At 75.3% G+C, this 16,108-nt stretch carries 12 protein-coding genes and 1 pseudogene; 7 read left to right on the top strand and 6 right to left on the bottom strand.

Going from position 1 to position 16,108, the window contains the following annotated elements; all coding sequences use genetic code 11:
* Positions 1-1,566, bottom strand: a pseudogene (locus ACWDCZ_RS24155) (hypothetical protein); the annotation flags it as partial.
* Positions 1,567-2,010: 444 nt separating this feature from the next.
* Between ACWDCZ_RS24155 and ACWDCZ_RS24150 the strand changes: the two are divergent.
* On the top strand, positions 2,011-2,760 hold the full coding sequence (locus tag ACWDCZ_RS24150) for a hypothetical protein (RefSeq protein ID WP_117492901.1): 750 nt from the start codon (positions 2,011-2,013) through the stop codon (positions 2,758-2,760).
* Between the two features lie 99 nt (positions 2,761-2,859).
* Positions 2,860-3,699, top strand: coding sequence for an SAM-dependent methyltransferase (locus ACWDCZ_RS24145; protein WP_074005743.1), 840 nt, complete (start codon positions 2,860-2,862; stop codon positions 3,697-3,699).
* A gap of 22 nt (positions 3,700-3,721) precedes the next feature.
* On the opposite strand, the gene ACWDCZ_RS24140 is transcribed toward ACWDCZ_RS24145, so the two are convergent.
* Together ACWDCZ_RS24140 and ACWDCZ_RS24135 are read right to left on the bottom strand one after the other, a co-directional pair.
* Entirely contained in the window at positions 3,722-4,381 is a 660-nt protein-coding gene (locus ACWDCZ_RS24140; protein WP_449816930.1) for a response regulator, read from the bottom strand.
* Between the two features lie 50 nt (positions 4,382-4,431).
* Complete coding sequence (locus tag ACWDCZ_RS24135; RefSeq protein WP_449816928.1) at positions 4,432-5,691, bottom strand: sensor histidine kinase; 1,260 nt, start codon at positions 5,689-5,691, stop codon at positions 4,432-4,434.
* Positions 5,692-5,817: 126 nt separating this feature from the next.
* On the opposite strand from ACWDCZ_RS24135, the gene ACWDCZ_RS24130 reads away from it, so the two are divergent.
* Complete coding sequence (locus ACWDCZ_RS24130) at positions 5,818-6,741, top strand: ATP-binding cassette domain-containing protein (protein ID WP_449816927.1); 924 nt, start codon at positions 5,818-5,820, stop codon at positions 6,739-6,741.
* Positions 6,738-7,634 (top strand): ABC transporter permease subunit, encoded by an 897-nt coding sequence (locus ACWDCZ_RS24125; protein ID WP_449816926.1) that lies wholly within the window; start codon positions 6,738-6,740, stop codon positions 7,632-7,634. Before ACWDCZ_RS24130 ends, ACWDCZ_RS24125 begins: the two co-directional genes overlap by 4 nt.
* Before the next feature lie 81 nt (positions 7,635-7,715).
* On the opposite strand, the gene ACWDCZ_RS24120 is transcribed toward ACWDCZ_RS24125, so the two are convergent.
* The gene (locus ACWDCZ_RS24120) at positions 7,716-9,191 is read right to left on the bottom strand and encodes an MFS transporter (protein WP_449816925.1); all 1,476 of its coding nucleotides are present in this window, start codon (positions 9,189-9,191) and stop codon (positions 7,716-7,718) included.
* A gap of 275 nt (positions 9,192-9,466) precedes the next feature.
* Here ACWDCZ_RS24120 and ACWDCZ_RS24115 point away from each other — a divergent pair, with 275 nt between their 5' ends.
* Positions 9,467-11,533: an MDR family MFS transporter gene (locus tag ACWDCZ_RS24115; RefSeq protein ID WP_049653800.1), complete on the top strand. Its 2,067-nt coding sequence runs from the start codon at positions 9,467-9,469 to the stop codon at positions 11,531-11,533.
* Between the two features lie 52 nt (positions 11,534-11,585).
* Here ACWDCZ_RS24115 and ACWDCZ_RS24110 read toward each other — a convergent pair whose 3' ends face one another.
* A complete protein-coding gene (locus ACWDCZ_RS24110; RefSeq protein WP_449816924.1) occupies positions 11,586-12,836 on the bottom strand; it encodes an MFS transporter in 1,251 nt (416 codons plus the stop codon).
* A gap of 105 nt (positions 12,837-12,941) precedes the next feature.
* The gene (locus ACWDCZ_RS24105; protein ID WP_449816923.1) at positions 12,942-13,610 is read right to left on the bottom strand and encodes a GntR family transcriptional regulator; all 669 of its coding nucleotides are present in this window, start codon (positions 13,608-13,610) and stop codon (positions 12,942-12,944) included.
* Positions 13,611-13,792: 182 nt separating this feature from the next.
* On the opposite strand from ACWDCZ_RS24105, the gene lysA reads away from it, so the two are divergent.
* Together lysA and ACWDCZ_RS24095 are read left to right on the top strand one after the other, a co-directional pair.
* Positions 13,793-15,151, top strand: coding sequence for a diaminopimelate decarboxylase (gene lysA, locus ACWDCZ_RS24100; protein WP_449816922.1), 1,359 nt, complete (start codon positions 13,793-13,795; stop codon positions 15,149-15,151).
* Between the two features lie 9 nt (positions 15,152-15,160).
* Complete coding sequence (locus tag ACWDCZ_RS24095) at positions 15,161-16,084, top strand: LysR family transcriptional regulator (protein WP_449816921.1); 924 nt, start codon at positions 15,161-15,163, stop codon at positions 16,082-16,084.
* The last annotated feature ends 24 nt before the right edge of the window (positions 16,085-16,108 follow it).

Below are 16,108 nucleotides of genomic sequence, written 5' to 3'. Positions count from 1 at the left end.
GGTCGGCGGGCATGGGAGGATCGAAGGGCCATGACTGCCATCACCGCCCCTGCCACCGCCGCCGACGCCGCCCGGCCGCCGATGCCCCTGCCGCTCGATCCGCGCCAGCAGCAGCCCGCCGGCGACGGCGAGCAGCAGCGGGGCGGCCACCAGCAGCGGGTCCACGCCCCGGCCGGAGTGGCCGACGCCGCGCCGGCGGACCTCGGCCACCGCCACGGCGGTGACGGCCAGCAGCGCGAGTTCGCCGACCACCCGGCGCCCGCGGCCGGTCGGCCGGGGGCGGTCCCACAGCAGGGCGGCGCGGGCCGGGAGGGCGAGCAGCGCGAGCAGGGTCGTGCCGAGGCCGGCCGCCACCGCGAGGCCCCAGCGCGGGGTGGGTAGCAGCACCAGGGCGAGCACCGCCCCGAGCGCGGCGGCGGGCAGCACGGTCACCGCGCCCTCGCCGAGCAGCCGCAGCAGCACCCCGCCGCGCGAGCCGCCGCGGGCCCGGAGCAGCCCGAGTTCGGCGGCGCGGCGGTCGGTGCCGAGCGCGGCGGCCAGGCAGAGCACCACCACGGCGACGCCCGCGACGCCGGCCGGCCCGATCGCGCTCAGCGCCATCGCGGCCCGGTAGCGCTCGGCCGCCCGGTCGAGGATGACGGGCAGCGTCGAGACGGACCGCAGGTCGGCGCGCCCGGTCGCGTCGGCCAGGGCCGCGACGCCCGGCCCGGACACGAGGGGCAGGACGTCGGCGCGGGTCCGCTCCAGCCGGTCGGCGCGCAGCGGGGCGGGGTCCACGGCCACCCGCCAGAAGTTCTGGACGGACGTGCCCCAGCCGGTCAGCCCGGCCAGGCTGTCGCCGTCGACGAAGCCGGTGGCCCCCAGCCAGTTGCCGTGCTCCAGGTCGATGTTCAGGCAGGGGCGGTCCGGGCAGCCGAGGCCGGTCCAGAACGGGTCCAGCGGGTCGTTGACCCGGAACAGGCCGGTCACCACGGCGGTCCGCCGGCTGTCGGGGCCGGTGCTGCCGCTGTCGACGACGTCACCGACCTTGATGCCGACCAGTTCGGCGGCCGTCCGGCTGACCATCACCGGCAGCGGGGCTCCGGCGGTGGCGGGGCCCGGGCGGCTGCCCTCGGTCAGGGTGACCCGGTCGGCGAGGCCGGCCAGGTGGACCAGGGAGAGCCTGGGCGGGGCGCTGTCGCTCACCCGGCGGTAGCCCGGGTTGAACATCGGGACGGAATCGGTGACGGAGCCGTGCGCCAGGCCCGCCGGGGACAGCGCGAGCTTCCCGCCGACCCGTTCGACGAGCTGCCGGTCGACGGCGTCGAGGTCGGCGGCGGTGTCGCTCGGCCGGGCCTTGGAGGAGAAGTGCAGGCTGGTCGCGTGGATGCCCTGCCGGTGCACGTAGTCCCGCAGCGCCGCGTCCGCGCCCCGGTCGGTGACGCGGGGGACGGCCACGGACAGCAGGACGGTGACGAACGCGAGGGCCGCCGTCAGCAGGGCGGTGCCCGGGTCGGCGCGCAGCCGGGTGCGGACCCAGTGCGCCGGGCGGTGGGCGGCCCCGGGGGTGCCGGCCTTGGCGGTCACGTCTCCTCCACGAGGCGCAGCAGGACGGCGGCCGCCGGAGGGGCCGCGGGTGGACGCGTCGTGCGCGCACCGCGCACGGATCACCGGCGACCGGTCGCCGGACGATGCTGTCAGATCCGATCACCGATCAGAAGGGAATGGTACAGATCGATCCAGGCTCGTCCAGGCACGGTTGGGGCTGGTGGGGGCCGCTGTCCCGCTCTCCGCGCGGGAGTTGAACCGTCGGGCCCTCCGGGTCCGTAGTGGATGGTCGTCCAGGGCGCTCCGGACGGTCATCGGGGGTCTAAACCGCTCAAATCGGTGGTGCTTCGAACGCCAATGCGGGTACACCAGTTGACGGTCGCTCAGGTGTGTGGCGGCGCCCGTCCGACGCCGCCCCACCCCGTCCCGCGCGGCCGGAGGACGAGCGGGCCCACGCGCCCGTGGAAAGGCAAGGAGGCGTCCGTGACTCACGACGTGCGCACGCAGAACTCCCCCGCTGTCCGGCGGAGCACCCAGGACGTTCGGACCATCGCGATCCTGCGCCTCGGCGTCGGCCTGATCGGCATCCTGCTGCCGGTGGCCCTGCCGTTCGGCAACTGGCTGGCCGCCGAGCTGACGGGGCGCGGCACCGACGGCTTCTGGCCGAACTCGATGAGCGGCGCGTACTACACCGACACCCGGAACGTCTTCGTCGGCGCGCTGTGCGCCCTCGGGGTGTTCCTGATCTGCTACCGCTTCGACCGCCGGGACGACCGCTGGAGCACGGCGGCCGGGTTCTTCGCGCTCGGGGTCGCGCTCTGCCCGACGTACACCGGGGGCGGGTCCGGCCTCGACCGCACCGTCGGGGTGTTCCACCTGGTCTTCGCCGGCCTGCTGTTCGTCATGCTGGCGGTCTTCTGCCTCTACTCCTTCCGCAACCCCCGCTCCGCCCAGCCGGCCCGGGTGGGCACGGCCTACCTGGTGGCCGGGGTGGTGATCCTGGCCGCCCTGGCGCTCTCGCTGCTGGCCGGGGTGACGGGCGTCGGCTCCGACTGGCCGGTGCGGCCGCTGTACCTGGGCGAGTGGCTGGCCACCTGGGCCTTCGGCCTCGCCTGGACGGGCGCCGCCCTCGAACTCGCGGCGCACGGGCGGCGCGACGCCGACAGCGCCGTGGTCCCCCGTCAGCCGGGCGCCGACGCGCTCGACCCGAAGCACCCGGAGGCGCACGCCTGAGACCCTGTCATTCCCGTGCGGCGGGCGACCGTTACCATGCGCACCATGAACCGCCACCAGGGCGGTTGGTGACGGATGCCCAGCGGCGGGAGAACGAACATGGCGAACGAGGTCCGGGCAGAGCACGGTCCGCGCGAGGACTACCCGTCGGTGGACCTGCGGATGGACGTTCCGCACTCCGCCCGGGTCTACGACTACCTCATCGGCGGCAAGACCAACTTCGAGGCGGACCGGGTCGCGGCGCACGCCTCGGTGCGGGCCTGGCCGGCGCTGCCGACCTCGATGCGCACCACCCGCGAGTTCATGCAGCGCTCGGTGCGCAGACTCGCCGAGCAGTACGGCGTACGGCAGTTCCTCGACATCGGCACCGGCATCCCGACCTCGCCGAACGTGCACGAGGTCGCCCAGGCGGTCGACCCCGAGGCCCGGGTCGCCTACGTGGACAACGACCCGATCGTGCTGACCCACGCGCGGGCCCTGATGGACAGCACGCCCGAGGGCCGCACCTGTTACGTGGAGGCCGACTTCCGCGACCCGGAGTCGATCATCGGCAACCCCCGGCTGCGCGAGGTGCTCGACTTCTCGCAGCCGGTGGCGCTGTCGCTGATCGCGATCGTCCACTTCGTGCTGGACGAGGACGACCCGCAGGGCATCGTGCGCCGCTTCATGGACGCCCTGGCCCCCGGCAGCTTCCTCGCCCTGACGGTCTTCACCGGGGACACCGACCCGGTGGGCGTGGGCGGCGTCGGCCGTGAGTACAACGCGCGCGGCATCCCGCTCCAGATCCGCGACAAGGCCGAGACGGAGGCCTTCTTCGACGGCTACGAGCTGCTCGACCCGGGCGTCACGCTGGTGCACCACTGGCGGCCGGACGCCGGTGCCGCGCCCGTCCGCGACCAGGACATCGCGATGTACGCGGGCGTGGCGATCAAGCGCTGAATCGTTTCTGCGGCGGGCCCGGTCAGCCGGACACCGAGACCAGGCCCGCCTCGTAGGCCAGGATGACCAGCTGCACCCGGTCCCGGGCGTCGAGCTTGGCCAGCAGCCGGGTCATGTAGGTCTTGACGGTCGCGATGCTGAGCACCAGTTCGGCGGCGATCTCGGTGTTGGACAGGCCCCGGCCGACCAGGGTCAGGATCTCGCGCTCGCGCCCGGTGATCGCCGCCAGCCGCCGCTCGGCTGCGACCGCGGCGGCCGCAGTGGTGACACCCCGGGCACCCGGCCCGGGCCCGCCGGTCCCCGACCGCGACGGGCGGCCCCCGACGAACGCCCCGATCAGCCGCCGGGTGACGCTCGGCGCGATCAGCGCGTCCCCGGCGGCGACCACCCGCACCGCGCCGAGGATGTCGTCCAGCGCCATGTCCTTCACCAGGAAGCCGGACGCCCCGGCGTGCAGCGCCGCGTACACGTGCTCGTCCTCGTCGAAGGTGGTGAGCACCACCACCCTGGTCGGCCCGCCGTCGGCGGTCACCAACCTGGTCGCCTCGATGCCGTCCATGCCGGGCATCCGGATGTCCATCACCACGACGTCCGGCCGCAGTTCGGCGGCCAGCCGGACGGCCTCCGCCCCGGTGCCGGCCTCGCCGACCACCTCGACGTCCGCCGTCTCCGCGATCACCATCTCCAGCGCGGCGCGCACCAGCGGCTGGTCGTCGACCAGCAGGACCCGGATCACGCGCCCGCCTCCCCGGCCGACGAGCCCGACGAGCCCGACGAACCCAACGAGCCCGGTACCGACACCGATACCGCCACCGGCACCGGCAGCCGGGCGGCCACCCGGAAGCCGCCCCCGGGCAGCGGCCCGGCCTCGAACTCGCCGCGCAGCAGGGCGACCCGCTCCCGCAGCCCGGCCAGCCCGAACCCGCCGCCGGCCCCCCGGACCGGACCCAGGCCCCGCCCCCGGTCGGTGACCTCGACGGACAGCTCCCCCGCCGTCCGGTGGTCCACCGCCACCACACAGGCGTCGGTGTCCGCGTGCCGCACCACGTTGGTGACCGACTCCTGGACGATCCGGAAGGCCGCGAGGTCCACCTCCGGCGGCAGCGGCCCCGGTTCGCCGCGCCGCCGCACCTCCACCCGCACCCCCGCCGCGGTGGTCGCCCCGGCCAGCCGGTCGAGGTCGGCCAGGCCCTGCGGCACCGGGGCCGAGGCCTCGCCGTCGGCCTCCCTCAGCGCGACCAGCATCCGGCGCAGCGCCGCCAGGGTGTCCCGCCCGGCCGCCTCGATCTCGCCCAGCGCCTGCTTGGCCCGCTCCGGCCGACGGTCGATCACCCGGCGGGCGGCGCCCGCCTGGAGGGCGACGATGCCGAGGCTGTGCGCGACGGTGTCGTGCATCTCGCGGGCGATCCGCAGCCGTTCGGCGGTGACCGCCTCCTCGGCCGCCCGGGCGCCGAGCGCCGCCGCGTGCTCCCGGTTCTGCCGCCCCGAGCGGCCGACCAGCCAGGCGACCAGCGCGAGCAGCGCGGCGCCGTCGGCCGAGCCGATGTGGGTGCCGGTGAAGATGCCCACCGTGTTGCCGTGCACCATGCCGATGTGCGCCACCAGGAGGGCCATCACCAGCGTGAAGGCGGCCCGCGAGGTGCGGCGCGGCCGGGTCGCGGTGATCAGGCAGAGCGCGACGTCCACGGCGAGCAGCGCGCCGGGCGGCACCTGGGCGCCGCCGGCCCACCCGTCGGTCTCGGTGAACGCGGCGATCAGCAGCAGGACGACGGAGAGCACCGGCAGCCGTCGCACCAGCGCCGCGCCCGCGAAGGCCACCACCGTGTCGGCCAGGGTGAACGCCCAGCCGCCGTGCGCGGCGGCGCCGGGGTGCTGCGAGGCGTCGCCGCCGAGCCGGACGGCGGGGTAGCCGGCGGCCACGCACCAGGCGAGGCCGACCCAGACCTCGGGCGGGACGCGCCGGAGCAGCGGCGGGGAGGGCGTCGATGACATGGTCCAAGATCGTAACGACGGTCCGGCGAGGCCGTCATCCAGCCGTGGTTGTACGGCCGGGGGTGACGGGCACTGTCGACGCCGGTCCGATGCGGCCGTACGGGCCGGACGGGCACCGTGGAGCCCATGATCGAAGTCACCGAGCTGACGAAGCGCTACGGCCGCGGCCACCGCGTCCGCACCGCCGTCGACCGTCTCTCCTTCACCGTCCGGCCCGGCCGGGTCACCGGCTTCCTCGGCCCCAACGGCGCCGGCAAGTCCACCACCCTGCGGCTGGTCCTCGGTCTGAGCGCCCCCACCTCCGGCGCCGTCACCGTCGACGGCCGCCCCTTCCGCGGCAGGCCGCGCGGCCTGCGGCACGCCGGCGCGCTGCTCGACGCGGGCGACGCCCACGGCGGGCGGACCGGCCGGGCCCACCTGTGGGCGCTCGCCCGCACCAACGCGATCCCGGCCGCCCGGGTCGAGCAGGTGCTGCACGAGGTCGGGCTCGCCGAGGCGGGCGGGCGCCGGATCGGCGGCTACTCGCTGGGCATGAAACAGCGGCTCGGCATCGCGGGCGCGCTGCTCGGCGACCCGCCGGTGCTGCTCTTCGACGAGCCGCTCAACGGACTGGACCCGGAGGGCGTGCTCTGGGTGCGCGGGCTGTTCCGCCGGCTCGCCGCCGAGGGGCGCACCGTCTTCGTCTCCAGCCACATGATGGCCGAGATGGAGCACACCGCCGACCACCTGGTGGTGGTCGGACGCGGCCGGCTGCTCGCCGACGAGAGCCTGTCCGCGTTCGCCGCCCGGGCCGGCCGGGGCACCGTCACCGTCCGGGCCGCCGAACCCGACCGGCTGGCGGCCGTGTTGACGGCGGCCGGCGCCGCCGTGCGGCCCGGCCCGGACGGCGCCCTCGCGGTGACCGGCGTGGACGCCACCCGGATCGGCGAACTCGCCCTGGAGCACCGCCTGTTGCTGCACGCCCTGATCCCCAGGGGCGCCTCCCTGGAGGAGGCGTTCATGGACCTGACCGCCGACAGCGTCGAGTACCCCGCCGGAGAGCCCCGTTGAACACCTCCTCGAACACCCCGCTGGGCACCGTTCCCGCCGACACCCGCACCAACACCCGCACCGACCCCCGCACTGGCACCCGCGCCGCCGAGCCGCGCGCCCGGTTCACCGACCTGCTGGCCGCCGAGTGGATCAAGTTCTGGTCGCTGCGCTCCGTCCCCTGGGTGCTCGGCCTCAGCGCCCTGGCGATCGTCGCCGCCGGCCTCAAGTCCGCGCTGTACACCCGCGACCACTACACGCCGGGCGAGGACGACCCGGTGATGATGGCGCAGGTGGCGCTGAACAACGCCTTCGGCGCCGCCTCCGCCGACATCCTGATGCTGGTCGCGGGCGGCCTCGGCGCGCTCGTCATCACGGGCGAGTACGCGACCGGGCTGATCCGCACCACCCTGGCGGCCGTGCCCGACCGCCGGGCGGTGCTCGCCGCCAAGGCCTGCGTGCTGGCCGCCGTGCTGTCCGGCTACGGCGTGCTCGCCGTCGGCGCCTCCTTCGGCATCAGCCAGGCGGTCCTGTCCGGGACCGGCATCGGGCAGTCCGTCACGGACCCGGCCGCGCTGCGGTACGTCGCGGCGGCGGTGCTGTTCGGCCCGGTCTGCGCCCTGGTCGGGCTCGGCCTCGGCGCGCTGATCCGGCACAGCGCGGGGGCCGTGGTGGGCACCGTCGTGGTGCTGTTCTTCATCCCCTCGCTGGTCACCGAGCGCTACCGGTGGAGCGCCGACCTGCTGCACGCCCTGCCGCTGTCCGCCTGGCAGCGCCTGGCCCGGACCACCCTGACGGGCCTGCGGCCGTCCGAGTACCCAGCCACCGTCACGGGGGCCTGGACCACCTACGCGGTGTGGGCGCTGGCCTCGGTCGCCGTCGCGGCGGCCGCCGTCCACCGCCGGGACCACTGACGGAAGCACTGGCGGGACCGCTGACGGCCGATCCGCGCGCCGGGCCGTCCGACCGGCGCGCCACGGCCCGCCGCTGCGCTCCTACGGCCGGCCGCCCCGGCCCGAGGCCAGGTCGGCGACCGCCACCAGCAGCGCCGCCAGCACCAGCCCGGCCGCGACCGTCACACCCAGCTGGAAGGCCAGCGACCAGTCCGGGCGGGGCCCCGCGGCATGGGCGAAGAACACCGAGCCGACGACGGCGATGCCCACCGCCGAGCCGACCCGCTGCGCGGTCTGCAGCACCCCGCCCGCGCTGCCCGCCCGGGCCACCGGCACCTGCTGGAGGGTCAGCGTCTGGTTCGGGGCGATCACCAGTCCGCTGCCCACCCCGGCGACCAGCAGCGGCAGCGCCGTCGTCCAGCCCACCCGGGGCCCCGACCACAGCTGCACCGCGAGCGCCGAGGCCAGCAGCCCGGCCAGCACCAGCACCAGTCCGGCCACCACCAGCCGCCGCCCCAGCCGGCTCACCAGGCGCCCGCCCACCGCCGCGGACACCCCCGAGCCGACCGCGAACGGCGTGATCGCCAGGCCCGCCGTCAGCGCCGAGTAGTGCAGGCCCGCCTGGAGGTAGAGCGTGAAGATGAAGAAGATCGCGGTGAACCCGGCGAAGTACACCAGCGACAGCAGCACCCCCGCCGCGTACGGCCGCACCGCGAACAGCGCCATGCTCACCAGCGGTTCGCGCCGCCGCCCGTAGTGCAGCTCCCAGCCGACGAAGGCGGCGAGCAGCACCGCCGCCAGCGGCAGCAGCAGCCAGCGGGTCGGGCCGTGCCACTGCTGCGCCTGGACGAACGGCAGCAGCAGCGAGACCGTCCCGGCGCCGAGCAGCAGCACGCCGACCGGGTCGAAGTCCCGGTGCCCGGCCCGGTCGCCGGCGGGCGGGGGCGCGGGGAGCAGCCGGTAGGCGACGGGCAGCGCGGCCACGCCGATCGGCAGGTTGACCAGGAACACCCAGCGCCAGCCGTCCTGCGGGCCGACCACGTGGATCAGCAGCCCGCCGAGCAGCGGCCCGACGGCGGTGGACAGCCCGATCGTCGCGCCCAGCGCGCCGAAGGCCCAGCCGCGCTCGGGGCCCTGGAACAGCACCTGGATGAAGCCGGACACCTGCGGCACCAGCACCCCGCCGGCCGCGCCCTGGAACAGCCGGGCCAGCACCAGCCACTCCTGGCTCTGCGCCGCCCCGGCGAGCGCGCTGGCCACGGTGAACAGGGCGAGCCCGGCGAGGAAGACGGCCCGCCGGCTGCGCGCGTCGCCGAGCCGCCCGGAGGGCACCAGCACCAGGCCGAAGGCCAGCGCGTAGCCGCTGAGCACCCACTGCAGGCCGCTGTCGGACATGTGCAGCCCGGCCCGTACGGTCGGCAGCGCGACGTTGACGATGCTGACGTCCAGCAGGGTCATGAAGCCGGCGACCAGGCAGACCGCGAGCGCCCGCCAGCGACGGGCGGCGGCCCGGCCGCCCACGGCGGTGGCGCCGGGCTGCGCCGGGTGCGCGGTGCTGCGCGGGGGGTCGGCGTTCATGGGAGCCCCTTCCCGGGGGCCGGGGCGTCGTGGCACCCGGACGAACGTCGGTCGGCTTCGACCGGCTTCGAATCAGATTCGTTCGAATTCGCTCGGCTTCGTCCGGCTCATCGTCGCCCGGGCCGTCCGGGGCCGCCACCGGGACCGCCACCGGGTCACCGACCGGGCCTCGACCGGGCCTCGGCAGGGAAGGCCGCCCGGGCCCTCGTCACCCGGCCTCACCCGAACGGCCGAACCGGATCGCGGCCACCGCCCGCACCCCGGAGGCTGACGGCATGACCGTCGCCACCGAGACCCCGCCCTCCGCCCCTCCGGTGCTGGACGTCCGGCAGCGGAACGTCGTCTTCGCCACCATCGTGCTCGGCATGCTGCTGGCCGCCCTCGACCAGACCATCGTCGGCACCGCCCTGCCCACCATCGTCTCGGACCTCGGCGGGGCCGCGCACATGTCCTGGGTGGTGACGTCCTATCTGCTGGCCGAGACGGTGGCCACCGTCCTGGCCGGCAAGTTCGGCGACCTGTACGGGCGCAAGCTGCTGTTCCAGATCTCGGCGATCGTCTTCGTCGGCGGCTCGTTCCTGTGCGGGCTGTCCACCAACATGACCCTGCTGATCGCCTGGCGGGCCGTCCAGGGCCTCGGCGCGGGCGGCCTGATGGTCACCGCCATGGCCCTGATCGCGGACGTCATCCCGCTGCGCGAGCGCGGCAAGTACCAGGGCGCGATCGGCGCGGTGTTCGGCGTGGCCACGGTGATCGGGCCGCTGCTGGGCGGGCTGTTCACCGACCACCTGTCCTGGCGCTGGGCGTTCTACGTCAACGTGCCGATCGCGGTCGTGGTGGTCGCCGCGGCCGCCCGGACCATCCCCTCGGTCCGCTCGGCGACCCGCCCGGTCGTCGACTACCTGGGCATCGTGCTGGTCGCGGTCGGCGCCGGCGCGCTGATCCTGGCGACCAGTTGGGGCGGCAACGAGTACCCCTGGGGCTCCGGGGTGATCATCGGCCTGTTCGTCGGCGGCGCGCTGGCGCTCGGCCTGTTCTGCTGGGTGGAGACCCGGGCCGTCGAACCCATGCTGCCGATGCGGCTGTTCCGCAACCCGGTGTTCACGGTCTGCTCGGTGCTCAGCTTCATCGTCGGCTTCGCCATGCTCGGCGCGCTGACCTTCCTGCCGACCTTCCTCCAGTACGTGGACGGCGACTCGGCGACCGTCTCCGGCGTCCGGACGCTGCCGATGGTGATCGGTCTGCTGATCGCCTCGGTCGGCAGCGGCAACGCCGTCAGCAAGACCGGGAAGTACCGGCTGTTCCCGATCGTCGGCACCGCGGTGATGGCCGTCGGCCTCTACCTGCTCTCCCGGCTGGAACCCGGCACCGGCACCGCGCTGGCCTCGCTCTACATGTTCGTGCTCGGCGCCGGCATCGGGCTGAGCATGCAGGTCCTCACCATCGCCGTGCAGAACACCGTCGACTACGCCGACCTCGGCACCGCCACCTCCGGGGTGACCTTCTTCCGCACCATCGGCAGCTCCTTCGGCACCGCCGTGTTCGGCACCATCTACGCCAACAGCCTGAAGACCGAACTCGCCCACGGGATCGGCACCGCCGCCCGGCTCACCGGCGCCGACCCGGCCGTGCTCGCCCACGCGGCGGAGAGCCCGCAGGGCCTGCACCGCCTGCCGGCCGACCAGGCCGCGCCGATCGTCCAGGCCTACTCCGACGCCCTGCACACCGTGTACCTGTGGACCATCCCGGTGGCCGTGGTCGGCTTCGTGGTGGCGCTCTTCCTCAAACAGGTGCAACTGCGCGACACCGCCCGGGCGGGCTCCACCGACATGGGCGAGGGCTTCGCCCAACCGACCACCGCCGACTCCGACCCGCACCTGGAGTACTCGGTCTGCAAGATCGTCCGCGGGGTCGACCTCGACACCGTCCGCACCATCGTCTCCGGCGCCGACACCCGGGTGGACCTCGCCGGGGCCTGGGCGCTGATGGAGGTGGCCGGCCACAAGAAGGCCGTCGGCCACGCCTCGCTCGACCTCATCGCCGCCCGCAAACGGGTACCGCCCGAGGTCCTGGAACCGGTCTTCGACCGGATGGCCGCCGAGGGCTACCTCCGCCGCGACGGCGACCGCCTCTCCCCCACCGAGGCCGGCACCCACGAGGTCCGCACCCTCGCGGGCGCCTGGTCCGACTGGCTCAACGCCCGCCTCGACGCCGACGCCGGCCGCCCCCGCAGCCCCCAGCTCAGGGCCGCCGCCGACACCATCGCCTGGCGCCTCCTGGTCGAGGACCTCGCCAACGGCCTCCCCGCCCACGCCCGCCCCAAGGACGACGCCAAGGTCTGACAGCAGGCCGCCCCCGCCCGGGGATGGGCGGGGGGCGGCGGCGGTGGTGGGGTCAGCGGGAGGCCTCGGCGGGGGCGGTGCGGCGGGAGGAGAGGGTGATCACGGCGAGGCTGGCGAGGGCGAGGGCCGTCACCACGCTGAGCATCACGGTGTAGGAGGCCAGCGAGGAGAGTGCCGCGAGCACCGCGGGGAGCAGGAAGCCGGAGTAGCAGAGCGCGTAGTAGACGCCGGTGATGCCGGCCAGGTCGTCGGGGGTGACGATGCGCTGGATCTCCAGCAGGCCGGAGACCACCCCGATGCCGTAGGCGGCGCCGAGGAGGACCGCGCCGGCCAGGCCGAGCAGCGGGGAGCGGAGCGCCGCGTCGGCGGCGCAGACGGCCATGCCGCAGGCCATCAGCACCATGGAGACGATGACGCCGCGCGCCGAGGAGAGCGAGTCCAGGCGCTTGGCGAAGGGCTGGACGAGGGCGCCGGTGCCGAGGGTGAGGACGGTCAGCAGGGTCGCGTAGGCCAGCGACCAGTGGCCGAGCCGGTCGCCGACCAGCTGCGGGGTCACCGCGTACGCGACGCCGGCCGAGCCGAACACCCAGGGGGCCATCGGCAGGACCACCCGGACGAAGCGCCGGTGCCCGGCCGCCGGGACCTTGAGGTCGGCCCAGAGGCCGCGGACGGCGGCGGTCGCCCGCGCCCGGGTCTCGACGGCCTTCGGGAGCAGGAACAGCGCGGGCAGGGTGACCAGCAGGTGGGCGAGGTACGGGGTGACCATCGGCCAGGGGCCCCACTGGGCGAGCACGCCGGCCACCCCGGCACCGAGGCCGAAGCCGAGGGTCAGGGCGAGGGAGGCGCGGCGGGCGCCGGCCCCCTGGTCGGCGGCCGGGTCGTGCGGGGCCTGGGAGAGCTCCTTGACCCAGCTGGTGCCGACGGCCATCGCGATGCCGACGGCTATGCCGGTGAGGAACCGCCCGGCGTAGATGGGGAGTTCACCGGTCACACCGCCGCACAGCACCCCGCTGGCGGCGAGCGAGGCGGCCACCGCGCCGATCATCAGCGGGCGGCGCCCGTAGCGGTCCGAGGCGGCGCCGCCGACCAGCAGTCCGGGGACCAGCCCGAGGACGTACGCCCCCAGGAAGGCGTCCACGGTGACCTCCGAGTAGCCGCCGAGGTGGCGGTACATCAGCAGCAGCGGGGTGAACTGGTTGCCGCCCCATCCGCAGCAGAACATGGCCAGGGCGGCGAGCAGCCACGGCCGCCTCCGGCCGGAGGGTGCGACGGGACCGGCGGACGGTGGCCGGGCGGTGCTCATGGTGGTGCTGCTCCTTGTCGGATGGGAGGTCCCGGCGGTCCGTCGGGGCTGTGCGCGCGAAACGCCCGTCGGTGCGCGAACGCGTCGGCGCGCGATGGGGGAAGGTCAGCGGTCGGTGACGGCGCGGTGGGCGTCCAGGTGGGCGTGCAGGGCGGCGGTGAAGCCCTCGGCGTCGCGGGCGGCGATCCGTTCGACGAGCACGGTGTGCTCCTCGACCAGCGAGGCCAGCCGCTGCCGCTGCCCCTCCGGCTGCACCTGGAGCAGCTGGACCGCCATCCGGCGCTGGCGGTCGCGCAGCGTCCCGTAGAACCGTTCGGCGAGCTCGTTGCCGGAGGCCGTCACGATGCCCCGGTGGAAGGCCTCGTCGGCGTCGGCGAAGGCGCCGAGGTCGGCCCGGCGGGCGGGTTCGCGCTGCTGGTCGATCAGCTCGGACAGCTGCCGGACGAGCGCGTCGAGGCCGTCGGGGCGGCGGGTGATCCGGCGGACGGCGGTGCTCTCCAGCGCCTCGCGCAATTCCAGCACGTCCTCGGCCTCGCCGGGGCCGACCGGCACCACCACGGCTCCGCGCTTGGGGAAGAGCTGGAGCAGGCCCTCGGCCTGCAGCCGCAGGAAGGCCTCCCGGACCGGGGTACGGCTGAGCGAGGCGCGCTCGGCGATCTCGCCCTCGCTGATCAGCGTGCCGCCGGGGAGGCCGCCGCCGAGGATGAGGTCCTTGGTCAGGTCGTACGCGCGGTCCGCGGCCGGGACGCGGGCGGGGGACGGGGTGTCGGCCATGGACCACACCGTAGCACCATAGATGCAAGCTTAGATGCAACAGTCGGGACAGAGCCGTGCCCCGGGCCGGAGCATCGGTTTCGGTACTGCTCAGGGCCGGAAGAATGCGCTTTCTCACCCCCTCCCGCAGGGCCGAGGATGGGCGGGGCCAACCAGCCTGCCGGGAGGAAGCCTTGTCCCCTGTGTCCCCAGCCCTGCCGCCCCTCGACCCGGCCCTGCCGCCCGTCGACCCGGGCCTGCTGCCGCTCACCGCCGAGTTCCGCCCCGAGGGCCTGGCCGTCGGCGGCGTGCTCCTGGACGAGGCGGCCCGCCGGTACGGCACGCCGCTGTTCGTCTACGACGAGGAGCACCTGCGCCGGCGCTGCCGGGAGGCGGTGGCCGCCTTCGGCCGGGGCAACGTCGCCTACGCCTCCAAGGCCTTCCTCTGCACCGCGATGGCCCGCCTCGCCACCGAGGAGGGCCTGCTGCTGGACGTCGCCTCCGGCGGCGAGCTGCGCACCGCGCTGTACGCCGGGGTCGACCCGGACCGGATCGTGCTGCACGGCAACAACAAGGACGAGGCCGAGCTGCACACCGCGCTGACCGTCGGCCTGCGCCACATCGTGGTGGACAGCTTCGACGAACTGGACCGGATCGAGCGGCTGCACCACGAGGAGGGCCTGCCCCCGGCCCGGGTCCAGCTGCGGGTGGCGCCCGGGGTCGCGGCCGGCGCCCACCAGGCCATCCAGACCGGCGGCCACGACTCCAAGTTCGGCTTCGGCCTGGCCGACGGCGCCGCCGCGGCCGCGGTGCGCCGCGCCCGGGGCTCCGCCGCCGTACGGCTGGAGGGCGTCCACGCCCACGTCGGCTCCCAGGTGCTGGACCCGGCCGAGCTGGCCGACGGCGCCGCCGCGGTGGCCCGGTTCGCGGTGGAGCACGGCCTGCGCCGGCTGACCGTCGGCGGCGGCCTGGGCGTGGCCTACCTGAGCGGGCAGAGCGCCCCCTCCTTCGCGGTCTGGGCCGAGCGGGTCCGCGCGGCGGTGCGCGGCGCGGGCTGGAGCGGCGAGGTGGGCGTCGAGCCCGGCCGCTCGATCGCCGCCCGGGCCGGGCTGACGCTGTACCGGGTCGGCACCGTCAAGCGGATCGAGGGCGTGCGCACCTACGTCAGCGTGGACGGCGGGATGAGCGACAACCTGCGCCCGGCGCTGTACGGCGCCCGCTACGAGGCCTTCCTGCCGCGCTGCCCCGAAGCGCCCCGGCCGGGGCACGCCCGGCTGGTCGGCAAGCACTGCGAGAGCGGCGACGTGATCATCGACGACGCCGCGCTCCCCGCCGACCTGCGGGTCGGCGACCTGCTGGCCACCCCGGTGACCGGCGCCTACGGCTACGCCATGGCGTCCAACTACAACAAGCTGCCGCGGCCCGCCGTGGTCTTCGTCCGCAACGGCGAGGCCCGCCTGGTGGTGCGCCGGGAGACCGAGCACGACCTGCTCCGGCTGGACGTGGCCGCCGGCGACGGCCTCGGGGAACCGGTGGCTGCGCAGCGGTCGCATGCCGTCTAACCTGGGCCGATGCTGAACAGCGCCCGACTGCACGTCCTCCTGGAGATCGCCCGCCGGGGCACCATCGTGGCCGCGGCGCAGGCCCTGCACCTGAGCCCGTCCGCCATCTCGCACCAGCTCGCCCGCCTGGAGCAGGAGCTGGGTGTCGCGCTGGTGGAACGGGCTCCGCAGTCCCTGCGCCTGACGCCCGCGGGTGTCCGGCTGGCCGAGCACGCCCAGGCGATCGCCGATCTGATGGCCGTCGCCCAGGACGACCTGCGGGCGCACGCCGAGGGCGCGGCCGGGGTGCTGCGGATCGGCTTCTTCGCCTCCGCCGGGCTGGACCTGCTGCCCCGGGCGCTGGCCGCGTTCTCCGCCGCGAACCCGCAGGTGGAGCTGGAGCTGATCATGGGCCAGCCGCACGAGCTGGTCCCGGACCTGGAGGCCGGCCGGCTGGACGCGGCCGTCGTCTTCGAGCACCCGCTGGACCCGTGGTGCCGCCAGGCGGCGGTGGACGTGCAGATGTACTTCGAGGAGCCGCAGCTGGTCGTGGTGCCGCTGCGGCACCGGCTCGGGCGGCGCTCGCTGGTGCGGCTGGCCGAGCTGGAGGGCGAGAGCTGGATCGGCACCCACGGCGGCAGCACCGGCGAGCCGGTGCTCGAACGCGCCTGCGCGGCCGAGGGCTTCCGCCCCCGGGTGCGCTGCCGCAGCGACCACTACCAGGTGACCATCAACCTCGCGCGGGCCGGCATGGGCGTCGCGCTGATCCCGGCGCTCGGCCTGGCCGACAGCGCCGGGGTGCACGTCTGCCGGCTGGACCACCCGCAGCTGCACCGCCGGATCGGGGTGGCCACCCGGACCACCAACCGCAACCCGGTGCTGCGGTCCTTCCTCGCCGAACTCGGCGCGGCGGCCGGGGAGATCAGGTCGCTGCTCGACATGCGCTGGGCCTGACCTCCCCGGCCCGGACGTCCCCCG

The organism is Kitasatospora sp. NPDC001225 (assembly GCF_053597855.1).
The sequence above is the reverse complement of the archived record's forward strand: the minus strand, read 5'-3'. Positions and strand labels throughout refer to the sequence as shown.

Bases quoted from the DNA above. Each gene is read 5' to 3' on its own strand.
- ACWDCZ_RS24145 (WP_074005743.1), top strand. From the start codon at position 2,860: ATGGCGAACGAGGTCCGGGCAGAGCACGGTCCGCGCGAGGACTACCCG.
- ACWDCZ_RS24140 (WP_449816930.1), bottom strand. From the start codon at position 4,381: ATGGTGATCGCGGAGACGGCGGACGTCGAGGTGGTCGGCGAGGCCGGC.
- ACWDCZ_RS24135 (WP_449816928.1), bottom strand. From the start codon at position 5,691: ATGTCATCGACGCCCTCCCCGCCGCTGCTCCGGCGCGTCCCGCCCGAG.
- ACWDCZ_RS24130 (WP_449816927.1), top strand. From the start codon at position 5,818: ATGATCGAAGTCACCGAGCTGACGAAGCGCTACGGCCGCGGCCACCGC.
- ACWDCZ_RS24120 (WP_449816925.1), bottom strand. From the start codon at position 9,191: ATGAACGCCGACCCCCCGCGCAGCACCGCGCACCCGGCGCAGCCCGGC.
- ACWDCZ_RS24115 (WP_049653800.1), top strand. From the start codon at position 9,467: ATGACCGTCGCCACCGAGACCCCGCCCTCCGCCCCTCCGGTGCTGGAC.
- ACWDCZ_RS24110 (WP_449816924.1), bottom strand. From the start codon at position 12,836: ATGAGCACCGCCCGGCCACCGTCCGCCGGTCCCGTCGCACCCTCCGGC.
- ACWDCZ_RS24105 (WP_449816923.1), bottom strand. From the start codon at position 13,610: ATGGCCGACACCCCGTCCCCCGCCCGCGTCCCGGCCGCGGACCGCGCG.
- ACWDCZ_RS24095 (WP_449816921.1), top strand. From the start codon at position 15,161: ATGCTGAACAGCGCCCGACTGCACGTCCTCCTGGAGATCGCCCGCCGG.